Below are 17,833 nucleotides of genomic sequence, written 5' to 3'. Positions count from 1 at the left end.
ATACTTTAAATTCCGAGTATTTTAATATAATTTATTTTAAATACATATTTTATTTAGAGCATAAAAAAACCTTCTTAATGCTTATCTTAAGATAATTATTAAGAAGGTTTTAATTTAATATATTATAAAAAACTTATAAAACCATGGCTGCAATCCAACCAAAAACTAACAATGGAATATTAAAGTGGATAAATGTTGGAATGACGGTATCCCAAATATGGTCATGTTGTCCATCGACCCCTAAACCAGCTGTTGGTCCTAAGGTAGAATCGGAAGCTGGAGATCCAGCATCACCTAAAGCCGCCGCTGTACCAATCAGTGCAATTGTCGCTAATGGCGAGAAACCAAACTGTACACATAAAGGTACATAAATAACTGCTAAAACAGGCACACTTGAAAAAGATGAACCAATACCAATCGTGACAAATAAACCAATACTCAGCATTAAGAAAGCCGCGAGCGCACGATTATCACCAATGATTTCAACCACTCCTTTAACCAGTTGATTGATATCTCCTGTATGCGTCATGACTGAAGCGAAACCGGCGGCAGAGATCATAATAAAGCCTACTAGAGCCATCATTCGCATGCCTTGTACAAAGACATCATCTGCATCTTGCCATTTAAAAATGCCGGCTGTAGACAGAACCGCAAAGCCTACTAAACCACCCAAAATCATTGAGCCGGAATAAAGCTGTGCAACTAAGGTAAGACCAATCGCGAGCAAAGCCATAAAAATTGTTTTTTTCGCAATTACAGGGGCTTGCTCTGCTTCGTGTTTAAGTTCTTCTGCATCTGCTTTTAGATCTACTGTTTCATCTTGCGCTGTTGCACGCAGAGGTTTGTCTAAATCAATGGTAGCTACAGGGGTAATGGCACGGTCCGCATAAATTCTTGGCTTACGGTAACTAATAAATACTGCAACTAAAGTACCTAAAACCATACCTAAAACTGGAATAGCCATGCCAATTGGCATCATCCCACGTTCTACATGCAAGCCATAAGCAGCACCGATTTTGTTGATATTCCCCATCAAAATTTGTTCAAGGAAAATCGCACCAAAGCCAACGGGTAGAAAAATATAAGTACCTACTAAACCTAAAGTCAGGACACAAGCTGCTGCACGGCGGTCTAGTTTTAAATGATTCATGACTCGTAATAATGGCGGCACCAGTACAGGAATAAATGCGATATGAACCGGTATGAGGTTTTGAGAGAAAATGGCAGCAATAAGTAAAATACCTAAGAGTAAATATTTTACTTTGGTTTCACGGCTTTTCCCCGCTTCCATTCCCAACAGACCAATAAGTTTATGAGCAAGCAGGTCGGGTAAACCCGATTTAGAGAGAGCGAGTGCAAATGCACCTAATACAGCATAAGCGAGAGCAACTTCGGCTCCATCACCAAGACCAGCATTAAAAGCTTCAACTGTTTGAGAAAGACTTAAACCCGCGACAAGACCACCAACAATGGCAGAGACCACTAATGTCAATACGACAGAAACGCGTGCTAGTGATAGTAAAAACATCACAGCAATCGCCACAACAACAGCATTCATGAACAAATTCAGAACAAAACAAAAGGCGATATTCTATCAGATTCACATCTACGAAGCCGAAAATATCGCCAAATTATCAGTTTTGTAAATTAAACAGACATTTATTAACTTTGTGATTCGATGAACTGACGAATATGTCCTGCCACTTTTTCAGCCTGACTCAGAATCGCCCAATGGTTTGCTTCAAGCTCAACATACTCAAAGTTTTCAACCCATTTTGGCATTGCTTCCGTAATATATTCAGGACTCACAAAAGTATCGTATTTTAAAATTATTGCTTTGACTGGACACTGTGCATAACGCTGGCGAGGAGTTGTTAAGCGAGGAATAAAATTCGCACGATATAAATTAATCCCGTATTTACCATCAGCAGCAATATTACTATTTAACGGTAAATTATCTTTTCTCTCTAAGTCTTTTAATATTTTGCCCCATTTTTCTGGAGTAAAAAGAGACCAGACCGTCGGAGCAATTAATGGTAAATGGAAAGCACCGATATACCATGATTTTGTTAGTATTTTTAAGATTTTTGCAGGCGTCGTTTTAAATTTATCTCTTAAGAACAGCGCAGCATGATCTAAACAAGGACCAGAAATGGTTGTATAAGAGAGTAAACGGCCTTTAAATTTAGGTTCAGTTGCAGACTCCCAAGACTGAATTGATCCCCAATCATGGGCAGCCATATGGAACTGTCGATTTGGGAGTACTTCATCGACGACTTCTTGTAAGTCTAAAGATAAACGTTCTAAACGATAATCTCGTATTCGTTTAGGAATAGATGACAAACCCGCTCCACGGACATCATAAGTAACAATATAAAAATCATTGATCAAATGCTCAATGACCGATTCCCATACTTCCTGATTATCTGGATAACCATGTACTAAAACTAATGGAGTATTTTTCTCATCACCCCAAGCCTTAGCGCATAGAGTTTGTTGATCACTTGTTGTTACTGTATAAATCTTTGGCTGCATAATCATTTCCTATTTTGTTTTTCAATCGATCATGTCGTTAATCGGATAAAGCATTGCCATCAATATAAAAAAGATGATACTTATCTAGTATGACCAGTGTTGCAATAAAAAAAATTGACTATTATGGCTATTTTAAAAAAACTTCAGAACATTCCCTCAATTTCTAAATTCTTATTTAATTATTATCCTCCCTACCGAGGTGCAGGGATTCATATTGAAATCATGAATTTAGAGCTCTGTCATGTTCGGGTAAAAATGCCACTGACCTGGAAAAACCAAAATCTGGTAGGTACTCATTTTGGGGGTAGTCTTTATTCTATGGTTGATCCATTTTATATGCTGATTCTTATGCATCACCTTGGATCAAAATATATAGTTTGGGATAAAGCGGCTGAGATTAATTTTTTATCGCCTGGGCGAAGCACTGTTTATGCTGACATTCGAGTTGACTTAGCAGAAATTGAACAGATTCGAGAACTTGCCGAGAACTATGCTCCAGTGCTTAGAACATATCATTTAAATATTTTTGATGAATCAGGTGTGAGAATTGCTGAAGTACAAAAGACACTATATATCCGTAGAAAAAAGGCAAAAGCCTTATACCCATAAAAAATAAGTGCCTAAAGGCACTTATTTTTATTTTAGTAAATTCTAACGCTTTTCTTCAATCGCAGCGCCGGCACCACCACCAAGTGCACCACCAATCGCAGCGCCTGTATCACCACCAAAAATGGCTTTCCCTACTACAGATCCAATACCGGCACCGATAGCACTACTTGTTGTGGAACTCTTATTACTACCCTTAGCATTCGCACCTACACCCGCACCAGCTGCTGCACCTACACCAGCACCTAGACCGCCACCGACATGGTTACCGACACCACCACCAACAGCACCGCCTAATGCTGCAGCACCAATACGCTGATCAGATGGACTCATATTCTGACAACCAGTGAACATGAATGCAGATAACATTAAAGTAGAAATTAAACCAATTGTTTTTTTCATGACCATACTCACTCCATTGTGCTCTAATCAAAGCATAATCTTCTTTTATGAGGAATTTGATCAGTTTATGTTATCGCACTGTGGCAATAGATTGATATTTTGTAAAAGCATTCTAGGTCTAGTTATTATTTAAATTTCAATCTAATAAGCAAAGAAAATAGAAGCTCTTATTTTATAAAGAGCTTCTAGTTTAAATATGTTTAAAGGTACTTTTAGTATTTCCCTTTTTTCTCTTCATAGGCCGCACCCGCACTACCACCAAGTGCACCGCCTGCAGCAGCACCAGCATCACCACCAATCACTGCTCCACCTAAGATTGCACCAACACCGGCACCAATTGCACTGTTACGTACAGTTTTACTGTTAGACCCTTTTGCATTTGCTGCAACGCCTGCGCCAAGAGCTGCCCCTAAACCTGCACCAATATTACCGCCTACATGTTTACCTACCGCACCCCCTGCACCGCCACCAATAGCTGCAGAACCAATACGTTTACTTTCTGGACTTGCATTTTGGCAACCTACAAATAGAGTGGTTGACATCAGACCCACACCTGCAATCATCATCATTTTTTTCATTGAAAGCTACTCCTCTACTCAGTTGTGCCTAGGATAGTATGCTTTCATGGAGAGTTTTTTCTCATTAAGTAATAGATTAAGAGTGCTTTAATAGACTTTTGTAAAAATAGCTTATTTTTTCCACAAAAAAGACGCCCTAAGGCGTCTTTTTAATAAAACTTTAAGCTTAGAATTGTTCTGAGTTTAAAGCTTGGCTAAATGCTTGGTCTACTTCGCTGAAGTCATTATGAAGCTCATGTTCTGCAGCTTCTGCTTCTTGACGACGACGTTCTAAGTGGTATGCAAGACCAGTACCAGCTGGAATCAAGCGACCCACTACAACGTTTTCTTTCAAGCCGCGTAAATCATCTTCTTTACCTGTTACAGCCGCTTCAGTTAACACACGAGTTGTTTCCTGGAACGATGCAGCAGAGATGAACGAGTCAGTAGAAAGCGATGCTTTCGTAATACCCATCAATTGACGTTCAAACTTCGCAGGGAACTTGTTCTGAGCCAAGACAGCTTGGTTCTCTTGAACGACGCGGATGTAATCCACTTGTTCGCCTTTAATGAAGCTTGTATCACCACCATCGATGATATCAACTTTACGCAACATTTGACGTACGATAACTTCAATGTGCTTATCGTTGATTTTTACACCTTGGAGACGGTAAACGTCTTGAACTTCGTTCACGATGTAGTTAGTTAAAGCAACTTCGCCTTTCAAGCGTAAGATGTCATGTGGATTTTGTGGACCATCAGAAATGGTTTCACCACGGTTCACATGTTCACCTTCAAACACGTTGATTTGACGCCATTTTGGAATCAACTCTTCGTAAATTTCTGAACCGTCATCTGGAGTAATTACTAAACGGTTCTTACCTTTAGTCTCTTTACCAAAGCTTACGATACCAGACACTTCTGCCAAGATCGCATGTTCTTTCGGCTTACGTGCTTCGAACAAGTCAGCAACACGTGGAAGACCACCGGTAATATCACGAGTACGTGAAGATTCTTGTGGTACACGACCAATAACGTCACCCACACCAATTGTTTCGCCATCACGAACGGTAACAATTGTGTTTTGTGGCAAGAAGTAGAACTGTTCGCCGCCATCAGCCGTATCCAATACGATTGCTGGACGTAAATCTTTACCAGAAGCAGGACGTGCTGTTACAGGCAAGATTTCAACAGTTGTCATACCAGTTGCATCATCAGTTTTCGATGTTGCAGTTACACCATCAACGATTTGGCTGAAACGTGCTTTACCAGCAACTTCTGTTACTAATGGATGTGTATGCGGATCCCAAGTTGCAACGATACCACCTGCCTCAACGACTTCACCATCTTTCAACAAGATGCTTGCACCGTAAGGAAGTTTATAACGCTCACGCTCACGACCTAACTCATCGGCAATACCAATTTCACCTGAACGTGAAACTGAAACCAAGTGACCTTTCGCGTGTTGTACAGTTTTCACGTTGTGGAAACGTACAGTACCTTTGTTACGTACTTGAACACTGTTTGCAGCAGAAGTTCGGCTCGCAGCACCACCTACGTGGAACGTACGCATCGTTAACTGTGTACCTGGCTCACCAATTGATTGCGCAGCCATTACACCTACTGATTCACCTGGGTTCACCAAGTGACCACGTGCAAGGTCACGACCATAACAACGAGCACATACACCGAATGTAGATTCACATGCGATTACTGAACGTACTTTAACTTCATCGACACCAGCTTCTTCAAGCTGAGCTGCGATTTTCTCGTCAATTAACGTACCGCGAGGTAATACAACTTCATCATCAGAGGCACGACGTACATCTTCAGCAGTTACACGACCTAATACACGGTCACGTAATGGCTCGATGACATCACCACCTTGAATGAATGGAGTCATTACTAGGCCGCCATTTGTACCACAATCAGGCTCAGTAATTACCAAGTCTTGTGCTACGTCTACAAGACGACGAGTCAAGTAACCAGAGTTCGCTGTTTTCAATGCTGTATCGGCCAAACCTTTACGCGCACCGTGTGTAGAAATAAAGTACTGAAGTACTGTTAAACCTTCACGGAAGTTCGCTTTAATCGGTGTCTCAATAATCGAGCCATCCGGTTTTGCCATCAAACCACGCATACCAGCAAGCTGACGAATCTGCGCCGCACTACCACGGGCACCAGAGTCAGACATCATATAGATGCTGTTGAATGATTTTTGCTTCTCGTCTTCACCTTGTTTGTTTTTCACAAGTGTGTAAGACAAGTTATCCATCATCGCTTTCGCAACTTGGTCGTTTGTACGCGCCCAAATATCGACAACTTTGTTATAACGCTCACCAGCAGTTACGAAACCTTGTTCGAACTGTTGTTCGATTTCACGAACTTCTGTTTCAGCTTTATCAATAATTGTGTGTTTCGTAGGTGGAATTAACATGTCTTCCATACCTACAGATACACCTGAACGAGTCGCTTGACGGAAGCCCAAGTACATTAACTGGTCAGCAAAGATAACTGTATCTTTCAAACCAAGTTTACGGTAGCAAGAGTTGATTAACTTAGAGATGTTCTTTTTAGTCATCTCAAGGTTGATCATGTCAAAGCTTAAACCTTCTGGAACAACTTCCCAAAGTAAGCAACGACCTGGTGTCGTATCAACAATAATAGTTTGCTGTTCACGCTCACCATTTTCATTGATAACAGTTTGATGCACACGTACTTTAACACGAGCATGAATCGCAACTTGACCAGTTGCAAGTGCACGGTTTACTTCGTGAGTATCCGCAAACACCATGCCTTCACCTTTAGCATTTACTGCATCACGTGTGATGTAGTAAAGACCCAAGACAACGTCCTGAGAAGGAACGATAATTGGCTCACCGTTTGCTGGTGACAAGATGTTGTTTGTTGACATCATCAATGCACGAGCTTCTAACTGTGCTTCAAGTGTCAATGGAACGTGTACCGCCATTTGGTCACCATCGAAGTCGGCGTTAAACGCAGCACAAACGAGTGGGTGAAGACGGATTGCCTTACCTTCAATAAGAATAGGTTCAAATGCTTGAAGACCTAAACGGTGAAGTGTTGGCGCACGGTTCAACATTACTGGGTGTTGACGAATTACAGATGCAAGAACGTCCCAAACTTCCGGAGTCTCACGCTCAACCATTTTCTTCGCAGCTTTAATGGTTGTTGCCTGACCTGAAGCTTGTAATTTCGCGAAAATGAATGGCTTGAATAATTCAAGTGCCATTTTCTTCGGAAGACCACATTGGTGAAGACGTAAAGTAGGACCTACAGTAATTACCGAACGACCAGAGTAGTCAACACGCTTACCTAACAAGTTCTGACGGAAACGACCTTGTTTACCTTTGATCATGTCTGCCAAAGATTTTAATGGACGTTTGTTAGAACCAGTAATTGCACGACCACGACGACCGTTATCAAGCAACGCATCTACAGACTCTTGTAACATACGTTTTTCGTTACGCACGATGATGTCCGGCGCTGCAAGGTCAAGAAGACGCTTCAAACGGTTGTTACGGTTAATTACACGACGATATAAATCGTTCAAGTCAGAAGTCGCGAAACGACCACCTTCAAGTGGAACTAATGGACGTAAATCTGGTGGAAGCACCGGAAGTACATTCATTACCATCCATTCTGGCTTGTTGTTCGAGTCTTTGAATGCTTCCATCAATTTCAAGCGTTTAGATGCTTTTTTCAACTTCGTTTCAGAAGTTGTTTGAGGAATTTCTTCACGTAAACGAGCAATCTCAGCTTCAAGATCAATGTCTTTCAACAAGTCTTGAACTGCTTCCGCACCCATTTTTGCAACGAACTCGTCACCGTGCTCTTCTAAAGCTGTAAAGTATTCTTCGTCATTAAGAAGTTGATACTTTTCGAAAGGCGTCATGCCAGGATCAGTAACAACATATGATTCGAAATACAATACACGTTCGATATCACGAAGTGTCATATCAAGTAATAAACCGATACGGCTAGGTAACGATTTTAAGAACCAGATATGCGCAACTGGAGAAGCAAGTTCAATGTGACCCATACGTTCACGACGAACTTTCGCTGTAGTTACTTCAACGCCACATTTTTCACAAATGACGCCTTTGTATTTCATACGCTTGTATTTACCACACAAGCATTCGTAATCTTTTACTGGACCAAAGATTTTGGCACAGAATAAACCGTCACGTTCTGGCTTGAACGTACGATAGTTGATCGTCTCAGGTTTTTTAACTTCACCATGAGACCATGACTTAATCATTTCTGGTGACGCAAGACCAATACGGATACGGTCGAACTCAACTGGCGCATGACCATCTGAATCCGTTTTCTTACGCATGATATCGAGCAAGTCTTTCAATTTTTTTCTCCGTGTGTCGGGAAGCCTCGCTTACCCGACTGGGTCACAAATATTGTTTTTTCCTAAAAAATCGTGAGTCTTACGACTTAATCACCATTTTTCAGTTCAATGTTGATACCTAAAGAACGGATCTCTTTGGTCAATACGTTGAACGATTCAGGCATACCCGGATCCATATAATGGTTACCATCTACAATATTCTTATAGATGCGAGTACGGCCTTCAACGTCATCCGACTTCACTGTGAGCATTTCTTGGAGTGTATATGCTGCACCGTATGCTTCAAGTGCCCATACTTCCATCTCACCGAAACGCTGACCACCGAATTGTGCTTTACCACCAAGCGGTTGTTGTGTAACTAATGAGTAAGAACCAGTTGAACGCGCATGCATCTTGTCATCAACTAAGTGGTTCAACTTCAACATGTACATGTAACCAACAGTTACTGGACGGTCAAACTGTTCACCTGTACGTCCATCAAACAATACTGTTTGACCTGTACGTGAAATGTCAGCCAACTCAAGTAAATCTTTAATTTGACTTTCTTCAGCACCATCAAATACAGGAGTAGCCAAAGGAACACCAGCACGCAAGTTGCCTGAAAGTGCTAGGATTTCATCATCAGTCAAGCTATCAAGATCTTCTTGCTCGCCACCGACTTTGTTATAAATCTTGTCTAAGAATTCACGTAGTTCTAAAACTGTACGCTGTTCTTTCAACATTTTTTCGATTTTGTCACCAAGCCCTTTAGCCGCCATACCCAAGTGAGTCTCGAGAATCTGACCCACGTTCATACGAGATGGTACGCCCAACGGGTTCAATACGATATCTACAGGTACACCGTTCGCATCGTGTGGCATGTCTTCAACAGGTAAGATGTTAGAAACAACACCCTTGTTACCATGACGACCAGCCATCTTATCACCAGGCTGAATACGACGTTTAACAGCTAAGTAAACTTTAACAACTTTCAATACGCCAGTTGTTAACTCATCACCTGTTGCAAGCTTACGTTTCTTCTCAGCGAATTTCTCATCGATTTCTGCGCTCTTCTCTTTCAAGAACACTTGAATCTGAGTTAAACGCTCAGCGATTGCTTCATCTGTCGGTTGAATTTCAAGTAAATCAACAAGCTCTAAACCAGACAATAAATCTTCAGAAAGTTTATCGCCACGTTTAGTTGAACCACCGCCATTAGACTCTTGGCCTTTAAGTAAACGGATTACACGTTCACGAGCCGCTTCTTCGAAGATTTTATATTCTTCTTTCAAGTCTTTACGATAAGAATCAAGCTGTGCTTTTTCAATCGCTAATGCACGGTCATCTTTCTCTAAGCCATCACGAGTGAAGACTTGAACGTCGATAACTGTACCTTTAGTACCAGATGGAACACGTAAAGATGAATCTTTAACGTCAGCAGCTTTTTCACCAAAGATTGCACGAAGCAATTTTTCTTCAGGAGTTAACTGAGTTTCGCCTTTAGGCGTTACTTTACCAACTAAGATGTCACCAGCAGTAACTTCAGCACCGATATAAACGATACCTGATTCATCAAGTTTAGAAAGCGCAGCTTCACCTACGTTAGGAATATCGGCAGTAATTTCTTCTGCACCTAACTTAGTATCACGAGCCGCACATGACAATTCTTGAATATGAATAGAAGTTAAACGGTCTTCTTGAAGAACACGCTCAGATAATAAGATCGAGTCTTCATAGTTGTAACCATTCCATGTCATGAACGCTACACGCATGTTTTGACCAAGCGCAAGTTCACCCATGTCTGTTGACGGACCATCTGCCAAGATGTCACCACGAGCAACTTTGTCGCCCAAATTCACGATAACATTTTGGTTAATACAAGTATTTTGGTTCGAACGTGTATATTTGATGAGGTTATAGATATCTACACCTGCCTCACCTGCAACCATTTCATCTTCGTTTACACGAATAACGATACGAGAAGCATCTACATATTCAATTGCACCACCACGGTTTGCGATTACACACACACCCGAATCACGTGCTACGTTCGCTTCCATACCAGTACCAACAAGAGGCTTGTCAGCACGTAAAGTAGGAACAGCCTGACGTTGCATGTTCGAACCCATCAATGCACGGTTCGCGTCATCGTGTTCAAGGAATGGAATAAGTGATGCAGCAACAGATACAACCTGCTGTGCAGAAACGTCCATATGCGTCACTTTTTCAGGTGGCATACGTACGAATTCACCTTGGTGACGAACAGAAACAAATTCTTCTGTTAAGTTGCCATCTTTATCTACTGCTGAGTCGGCCTGTGCAATAACAGTACCTACTTCTTCAATTGCAGATAAATATTCAACATCATCAGTTACACGACCATCTACAACTTTACGGTATGGTGTTTCCAAGAAACCGAAGTCATTCGCTTTTGCATATACAGAAAGCGAGTTAATCAAACCAATGTTTGGACCTTCAGGCGTTTCAATTGGACACACACGACCATAGTGAGTTTGATGTACGTCACGTACTTCAAAGCCTGCACGTTCACGTGTTAAACCACCTGGGCCAAGCGCAGATACACGACGCTTATGTGTAATCTCAGATAATGGGTTGTTTTGGTCCATGAATTGAGATAACTGGCTTGAACCAAAGAATTCTTTGATTGCAGCAGCAACTGGCTTAGCATTAATCAAGTCTTGTGGAGACAAGTTATCAGTTTCTGCTTGGCTTAAACGCTCTTTAACAGCACGCTCAACACGTACTAAACCAACACGGAATTGGTTCTCTGTCATTTCACCAACAGAACGTACACGACGGTTACCTAAATGGTCGATATCGTCTACTTCGCCTTTACCGTTACGGATTTCAACCAACGTACGTAATACATCGATGATATCTTCGTGCGATAAAATACCTTCAACTTCACGAGATTTTTGATCAGTACCAACTTCGTAAGGACGACCTAGACGACGGTTGAACTTCATACGACCTACTGGAGATAAGTCATAACGCTCAGAAGAGAAGAATAAGTTATTGAATAGGTTTTCAGCAGCTTCTTTTGTTGGCGGCTCGCCTGGACGCATCACTTTGTAGATTTCTACTAATGCTTCTTCACGTCCCGCTGTTGTGTCTGCACGCAATGTATCAGCAACAAATGAACCACGGTCGATGTCGTTCGTGAATAGGATGTTAAATTGTTTAACACCACCTTCTGCCAACTTCACCATTACTTCATGGCTTAACAACGTATTTGCAGCAATTACTTCACCATCACGTAAAGTAATATCTTCAGCCGTAATACGTTCATATAAGTATTCATCAGGAACTGAAAGTTTAGTTAAACCTGCAGCTTCCATTTGACGTACGTGACGCGCATTAATACGTTTGCCTTGCTCAACAATGACTTTACCTTCATTGTCAGCAATATCAAATTGAGCCATTTCACCACGTAAACGCTCAGGAACAAGGTCAATTTGATAGCTACCCATGTCAAGATACACAGGTACTTTTTCGTAGAACAAATTCAAGATTTGTTCATTGTTATAACCTAGTGCACGCAACACAACAGTAGCAAGTAATTTACGACGACGGTCAATACGTACGTAAACAAGGTCTTTTGCATCAAATTCAAAGTCTAACCATGAACCACGGTAAGGAATGATACGTGCTGAATACAACACTTTACCACTTGAGTGAGTCTTACCTTTATCATGGTCAAAGAATACGCCTGGTGAACGGTGTAATTGAGATACGATTACACGCTCAGTACCATTGATAACAAAGGTACCGTTTTCAGTCATGAGTGGAATTTCACCCATATAGACTTCTTGTTCACGTACGTCTTTAATTGATTTAGTTTCGCGATCTTTAATAATCAAACGAATTTTAACGCGCATTGGTGCCGCATAAGTCGAACCACGAAGAATACATTCGCGTACATCGAACTCAGGTTTACCAAGGCTATACTCAACAAATTCTAAAGCAGCATTGCCAGAATAACTTTCGATAGGAAAAACTGAACGAAATGCGGCTTGGAGACCGATATCTTCGCGGTTTTTTGGAGTTTTGCCATCTTGCAAGAATGTTCTGTACGAATCGACCTGAATCGATAGTAAGTACGGTGCATCCATTACTTGGGGCAATTTACCAAAATTCTTACGGATCCGTTTCTTTTCGGTATATGAGTATGCCATCTGGAGTCCTCGGAAAGTAAACTAAGCCCGCCTGCAGAACGGGCTCAGAAGGAATTACGCAGGCCGATATGGCCACCACTGTTTACAAATGCTGCAATTTTTAGTGGTATAAAAACGCTTAACAATATTTTTAAAAAAGAAAAATATTGGTAAACATTTGAAATTTCTTGTTTTATTTAGATTTTTCTAAAAATCAAACAAAACTAACAAAAATCGAGCCGATTATTGTAACGCAAAAAGGCTGATGACCCAAGAGCCATCAGCCATTTTATGGAGCCGATTTAAAAACCGACTCCTTTTACAATTACTTAAGTGTAACTGTAGCACCAGCTTCTTCAAGTTTCTTCTTAAGTTCTTCGCCTTCTTCTTTAGAAACGCCTTCTTTAAGAACTTGAGGAGCACCTTCAACTAGGTCTTTAGCTTCTTTAAGACCAAGGCCAGTTGCTTCACGAACTGCTTTAATAACAGCTACTTTGTTAGCACCGAAAGAAGTCAACTCAACGTTGAATTCAGATTGTTCTTCAGCAGCTGCAGCAGCGCCACCAGCTGGAGCAGCAACAGCAACAGCTGCAGCTGAAACGTTGAATTTCTCTTCGAAAGCAGAAATTAATTCAACAAGTTCAAGAACAGTTTTTTCAGCAACTGCGTTTAAGATTTCTTCGTTAGTTAAAGCCATGAGAATAACTCCAAATGGATATTGAATGGTGTGTAAAATTGATTAAGCAGCTTCTGACTCGTTTTTCTCTTTGAGCGCTGTAATGAGGCGACCCAATTTCGAAATAGGAGCTTGAAGAACAGAGGCAAGCATAGTAAGCGCTTTCTCTTGGTTTGGAAGATTAGCAATTACGCTAACATCAGCACCTTGATAAACTTTGCCGTCAAATGCAGCAGCTTTTAATTCAAATGCTTTGTTAGTTTTTGCAAATTCTTCAAACAAGCGTGCAGCTGCACCCATGTCATCTTCAGAAGTTGAAAAACCTAGAATTGTTGGACCAACAAGGTTGTCGTTCAAGATATCAAATTGAGTACCTTGGAATGCGCGCTTAGCCAAAGTGTTACGTACGATACGTGTAGTTACACCTAACTTACGAGCTTCAACACGAAGTGTTGTTAATTGCTCTACGCTTAAACCTTGATAGTCAGCAACAACGGCTGCAAACGCTTTAGAAGCAACTTCACTTACTTCTGAAACGATCTGTTTTTTGTCTTCGATAAGAAGAGCCATTGTAAAACCTCCTAAGGTGATTTATGCACCCAATGGGCACACTCCCAATTCGTAAGCCTTTCGACTTACACGCGGAGGAGGAACAAATCACACCACCGCGTCTACGCAGGCTGGATTATTAAGAAAAGCCGCTATCCGAAAATAACGCCTTCTCGCCTGAGGTCTTTGACGCTGATAAATTCTCATTCATCAATTCAAAGTCCGCCTGATAAGCAAGAGTCAAAGCGTTGCTTTAACTGCGCAAAAATAGAAACTTATTTCTATTTTTGCTACCTACTCGATCAGGACTTTAAAATTCTGTACAGAACTAAGTTAAAACTTAGTTAGAAACGTTGTTTACATCAACAGTAAGACCAGGACCCATAGTTGAGCTCAAAGTGATCTTTTTGATGTATACACCTTTAGAAGTTGCAGGTTTTAACTTTTTCAAGTCAGCAACTAAAGTTTCAACGTTTTGACGGATTGCAGCAGCATCAAAGCCAACTTGACCAATCGCAGCGTGGATAATACCCGCTTTGTCTACACGGTAACGAGCCTGACCAGATTTTGCGTTTTTAACAGCATTCGCAACATCAGGAGTTACAGTACCTACTTTAGGGTTTGGCATTAAACCACGTGGACCAAGAATTGTACCGAGCTTACCAACAACACGCATAGCGTCTGGAGCAGCGATCACAACATCAAAGTCAAGGTTTCCACCTTGGATGCTTTCAGCAAGGTCATCAAAACCTACAACATCAGCACCAGCTTCTTTAGCAGCTTCTGCTTGAGCGCCTTGAGCAAATACAGCTACACGTACAGTTTTACCAGTACCTGCAGGTAATGTAGTAGCACCACGAACAACCTGATCAGATTTACGTGGATCTACGCCAAGGTTTACAGAGATGTCTAAAGATTCTTTGAACTTTGCAGCAGGCAAGCTGTTAAGAACCTGTACTGCTTCTTCCAAAGTGTAAACTTTGTTTGCTTCTACAGCAGCAGCAATGGCTTTTTGACGTTTAGTTAACTTTGCCATGTCTTATAGCTCCACTTCCAAGCCCATAGAACGTGCAGAACCAGCAATGGTACGAACACGCGCGTCTAAATCAGCACCAGTTAAGTCTGGTTCTTTAGTAGTCGCGATTTCTTCTAATTGAGCACGAGTCAACTTACCAACTTTAGTTTTGTTAGGTACAGATGAACCCTTTTGGATACCAGCAGCTTTCTTAAGAAGAATAGAAGCTGGAGGAGTTTTCATGATGAATGTGAACGACTTGTCGTTGTACACAGTAATCACTACAGGAATTGGAAGACCTGGTTCAACTTTTTGTGTAGCAGCATTGAATTCTTTACAGAATGCCATGATGTTTACACCACGTTGACCTAGTGCAGGACCAATTGGTGGAGATGGATTTGCTTTACCAGCTGGAACTTGCAGCTTGATATAGCCGTCAATCTTCTTAGCCATTTTAAAATACCTCTGGGTACAGGCGCCGTTAGGCTCCCCAATTTCTACGTAACAATACTGTTACAACAACAATGCCCGATAAAATCGGGCGCTTTTCAACCAATTAAGATTAAATCGTTTTTTCGACTTGGCGAAATTCGAGTTCAACCTGAGTTGGTCGATTAAACACGTTAATCGTCAACGTTAAACGTGACTTGTCGTATTGAACCTCTTCCACCACACCTTTAAAGTCTGTGAATGGACCGTCAATAACGAGTAATTCTTCACCTGGTTCAAACATCGTCTTAGGACGTGGAGCTTCACCAGTATTACGTACACGCGCAAGAATCGCATCTGCTTCACGTTGAGTGATTGGCGCAGGTTTTTCAGGTGTACCCCCGATAAAACCTAATACTTTTGGACATTCTTTAACAATGTGCCAAGTATCATCATTCATTTCCATTTCAACTAACACATAGCCAGGAAAGAATTTACGCTCAGATTTACGTTTCTTACCATCCTTCATTTCCACCACTTCTTCGGTAGGAACTAGGACATCACCAAAGCTATCGGCAACAGCGCTACGCTGGATTCGTTCTGTAAGTGAACGCATCACTTGTTTTTCATAACCAGAGTAGGCATGAATAATGTACCAACGTTTCATAGCTCTTTTACCCGATAATCAACTTAATTAACCAACCCAAACCATAGTCAAAGCACCATAATACTAACGATGCAACAACTACAACCAATAGAACCTGCCACGATGTAGTGACTGTTTCTTGTTTTGTTGGCCAAGTTACTCGACGCAATTCGACTCGTGCATCTTTCAGCAAACGAACGAAGCCTTTACCTTGATGGGTGGCGTATAATAAACCTAAAGCCACAACGATACAAGCAAAAATTACCCCAACGCGCACCCATACATTATTTGCAGGGGCCCAATACGCTGGTAAATGCTGATTCACCATGGTAGCCGAGAGCAATAATGCAATTGCTATCACCCATAGAACGATATCTAAAGGCGAACCAGTACGAACAACTTCAGCAGAATTATTTCTTTGAGGAATTGGCGCGTCGCTCAATGCGTCACGCGATTTATCATTCGACATTTTTGTACTCGTCGTAGAACTCGCGACTTATTATATGAACAACTAAGCCAGCATCAAGCTTTTTATTTCAAAATATGGCAGGTCAGGAGGGACTCGAACCCCCAACATTCGGTTTTGGAGACCGACGCTCTACCAATTGAACTACTGACCTATAAAGCAAGTTGAGAGCCAAAGCTCTCAACTTGAGACGTAATACGTCACTATATTATGCTTATGCAGTTACTTTCGCAACAACACCAGCACCTACAGTACGACCACCTTCACGGATCGCAAAACGTAGACCTGGGTCCATTGCGATTGGGTGGATTAATTCTACTGACATTTCAACGTTGTCACCTGGCATTACCATTTCAACGCCTTCTTTCAACTGGATCGCACCAGTTACGTCAGTTGTACGGAAGTAGAACTGTGGACGGTAACCATTTAAGAATGGAGTGTGACGACCACCTTCTTCTTTAGAAAGTACGTATACTTCTGCGTCGAATTTAGTGTGCGGCTTGATTGTACCTGGTTTAGCAAGTACTTGACCACGTTGTACATCTTCACGCTTAGTACCACGAAGTAATACACCACAGTTCTCGCCTGCACGGCCTTCGTCAAGAAGTTTACGGAACATTTCTACGCCAGTTACAGTTGTTTTAACTGTATCTTTAATACCAACGATCTCTACTTCTTCACCAACTTTAACGATACCAGATTCTACACGGCCTGTTACTACTGTACCACGACCAGAAATTGAGAATACGTCTTCGATTGGCATTAAGAATGCTTTGTCGATAGCACGTTCTGGTTCTGGGATATAAGAGTCAAGAGCTGCTACAAGAGCAAGAACTGATTCTTCACCGTAAGGACCTGCTTCACCGTTAAGAGCAGCAAGAGCTGAACCACGGATTACTGGAGTGTCATCACCTGGGAAGTCGTAAGTAGAAAGAAGTTCACGAACTTCCATTTCTACTAATTCAAGTAATTCTTCGTCGTCAACAAGGTCGCATTTGTTCAAGAATACGATGATGTAAGGTACACCAACCTGACGAGAAAGAAGGATGTGTTCACGAGTTTGTGGCATTGGACCGTCAGTCGCAGCACATACAAGGATCGCGCCGTCCATCTGAGCAGCACCAGTGATCATGTTTTTAACGTAATCGGCGTGGCCCGGGCAGTCAACGTGTGCGTAGTGACGAATTGGAGAATCGTATTCTACGTGTGAAGTATTAATTGTAATACCACGTGCTTTTTCTTCAGGTGCTGAGTCGATTTGCGAGTAATCTTTCGCTTCACCGCCGTAAGTTTTTGCACAAATAGTTGCAATCGCAGCAGTTAAAGTTGTTTTACCATGGTCAACGTGACCGATTGTACCCACGTTTACGTGTGGTTTATTACGTTCAAACTTGGCTTTAGCCATGATGATCTTCCT

Annotated in this window: 14 protein-coding genes and 1 tRNA gene; 1 reads left to right on the top strand and 14 read right to left on the bottom strand. The window is 41.5% G+C overall.

Features of this window, described 5'->3' with window-relative positions; genetic code table 11:
- Nucleotides 1-133: 133 nt before the first annotated feature.
- Nucleotides 134-1,558, bottom strand: coding sequence for a Na+/H+ antiporter family protein (locus J582_RS19200; RefSeq protein ID WP_031981912.1), 1,425 nt, complete (start codon nucleotides 1,556-1,558; stop codon nucleotides 134-136).
- A 104-nt stretch (nucleotides 1,559-1,662) separates the two neighbouring features.
- Nucleotides 1,663-2,541 (bottom strand): alpha/beta fold hydrolase, encoded by an 879-nt coding sequence (locus J582_RS19195; protein ID WP_079377774.1) that lies wholly within the window; start codon nucleotides 2,539-2,541, stop codon nucleotides 1,663-1,665.
- A 117-nt stretch (nucleotides 2,542-2,658) separates the two neighbouring features.
- On the opposite strand from J582_RS19195, the gene J582_RS19190 reads away from it, so the two are divergent.
- Nucleotides 2,659-3,144 carry a DUF4442 domain-containing protein gene (locus tag J582_RS19190; RefSeq protein WP_002156984.1) on the top strand — a complete coding sequence of 162 codons (486 nt, stop codon included), beginning with the start codon at nucleotides 2,659-2,661 and terminating at the stop codon, nucleotides 3,142-3,144.
- Between the two features lie 42 nt (nucleotides 3,145-3,186).
- On the opposite strand, the gene J582_RS19185 is transcribed toward J582_RS19190, so the two are convergent.
- The 12 genes from J582_RS19185 to tuf all read right to left on the bottom strand — a co-directional run bounded on the left by J582_RS19185 (nucleotide 3,187) and on the right by tuf (nucleotide 17,821).
- Nucleotides 3,187-3,543, bottom strand: a complete 357-nt coding sequence (locus J582_RS19185; RefSeq protein WP_023187972.1) for a hypothetical protein — start codon at nucleotides 3,541-3,543, stop codon at nucleotides 3,187-3,189.
- Between the two features lie 212 nt (nucleotides 3,544-3,755).
- Complete coding sequence (locus J582_RS19180) at nucleotides 3,756-4,121, bottom strand: hypothetical protein (RefSeq protein ID WP_002157021.1); 366 nt, start codon at nucleotides 4,119-4,121, stop codon at nucleotides 3,756-3,758.
- A gap of 166 nt (nucleotides 4,122-4,287) precedes the next feature.
- Nucleotides 4,288-8,481: a DNA-directed RNA polymerase subunit beta' gene (gene rpoC, locus J582_RS19175; RefSeq protein WP_032048418.1), complete on the bottom strand. Its 4,194-nt coding sequence runs from the start codon at nucleotides 8,479-8,481 to the stop codon at nucleotides 4,288-4,290.
- 86 nt (nucleotides 8,482-8,567) lie between these two features.
- The gene (gene rpoB, locus J582_RS19170; RefSeq protein WP_032048417.1) at nucleotides 8,568-12,656 is read right to left on the bottom strand and encodes a DNA-directed RNA polymerase subunit beta; all 4,089 of its coding nucleotides are present in this window, start codon (nucleotides 12,654-12,656) and stop codon (nucleotides 8,568-8,570) included.
- Between the two features lie 304 nt (nucleotides 12,657-12,960).
- Nucleotides 12,961-13,332: a 50S ribosomal protein L7/L12 gene (rplL, locus tag J582_RS19165; RefSeq protein WP_001229360.1), complete on the bottom strand. Its 372-nt coding sequence runs from the start codon at nucleotides 13,330-13,332 to the stop codon at nucleotides 12,961-12,963.
- A 42-nt stretch (nucleotides 13,333-13,374) separates the two neighbouring features.
- Nucleotides 13,375-13,881 carry a 50S ribosomal protein L10 gene (gene rplJ, locus J582_RS19160; RefSeq protein ID WP_002157004.1) on the bottom strand — a complete coding sequence of 169 codons (507 nt, stop codon included), beginning with the start codon at nucleotides 13,879-13,881 and terminating at the stop codon, nucleotides 13,375-13,377.
- 319 nt (nucleotides 13,882-14,200) lie between these two features.
- A complete protein-coding gene (rplA, locus tag J582_RS19155; RefSeq protein ID WP_002156922.1) occupies nucleotides 14,201-14,896 on the bottom strand; it encodes a 50S ribosomal protein L1 in 696 nt (231 codons plus the stop codon).
- Between the two features lie 3 nt (nucleotides 14,897-14,899).
- Nucleotides 14,900-15,328, bottom strand: coding sequence for a 50S ribosomal protein L11 (gene rplK, locus J582_RS19150; protein WP_001074682.1), 429 nt, complete (start codon nucleotides 15,326-15,328; stop codon nucleotides 14,900-14,902).
- Between the two features lie 109 nt (nucleotides 15,329-15,437).
- Complete coding sequence (gene nusG, locus J582_RS19145) at nucleotides 15,438-15,971, bottom strand: transcription termination/antitermination protein NusG (protein WP_002115092.1); 534 nt, start codon at nucleotides 15,969-15,971, stop codon at nucleotides 15,438-15,440.
- 7 nt (nucleotides 15,972-15,978) lie between these two features.
- Entirely contained in the window at nucleotides 15,979-16,419 is a 441-nt protein-coding gene (gene secE, locus J582_RS19140; protein ID WP_002157045.1) for a preprotein translocase subunit SecE, read from the bottom strand.
- 75 nt (nucleotides 16,420-16,494) lie between these two features.
- Nucleotides 16,495-16,570: transfer RNA gene (locus J582_RS19135), tRNA-Trp, on the bottom strand.
- Nucleotides 16,571-16,630: 60 nt separating this feature from the next.
- On the bottom strand, nucleotides 16,631-17,821 hold the full coding sequence (gene tuf / locus J582_RS19130; RefSeq protein WP_002157016.1) for an elongation factor Tu: 1,191 nt from the start codon (nucleotides 17,819-17,821) through the stop codon (nucleotides 16,631-16,633).
- Between the last annotated feature and the right edge of the window lie 12 nt (nucleotides 17,822-17,833).

Source organism: Acinetobacter sp. 1566109, assembly GCF_000582255.1.
Taxonomy (GTDB): Bacteria; Pseudomonadota; Gammaproteobacteria; order Pseudomonadales; family Moraxellaceae; genus Acinetobacter; species Acinetobacter nosocomialis.
Note: the sequence above shows the minus strand (reverse complement) of the source record. Positions and strands in the feature narration are given on the sequence as shown.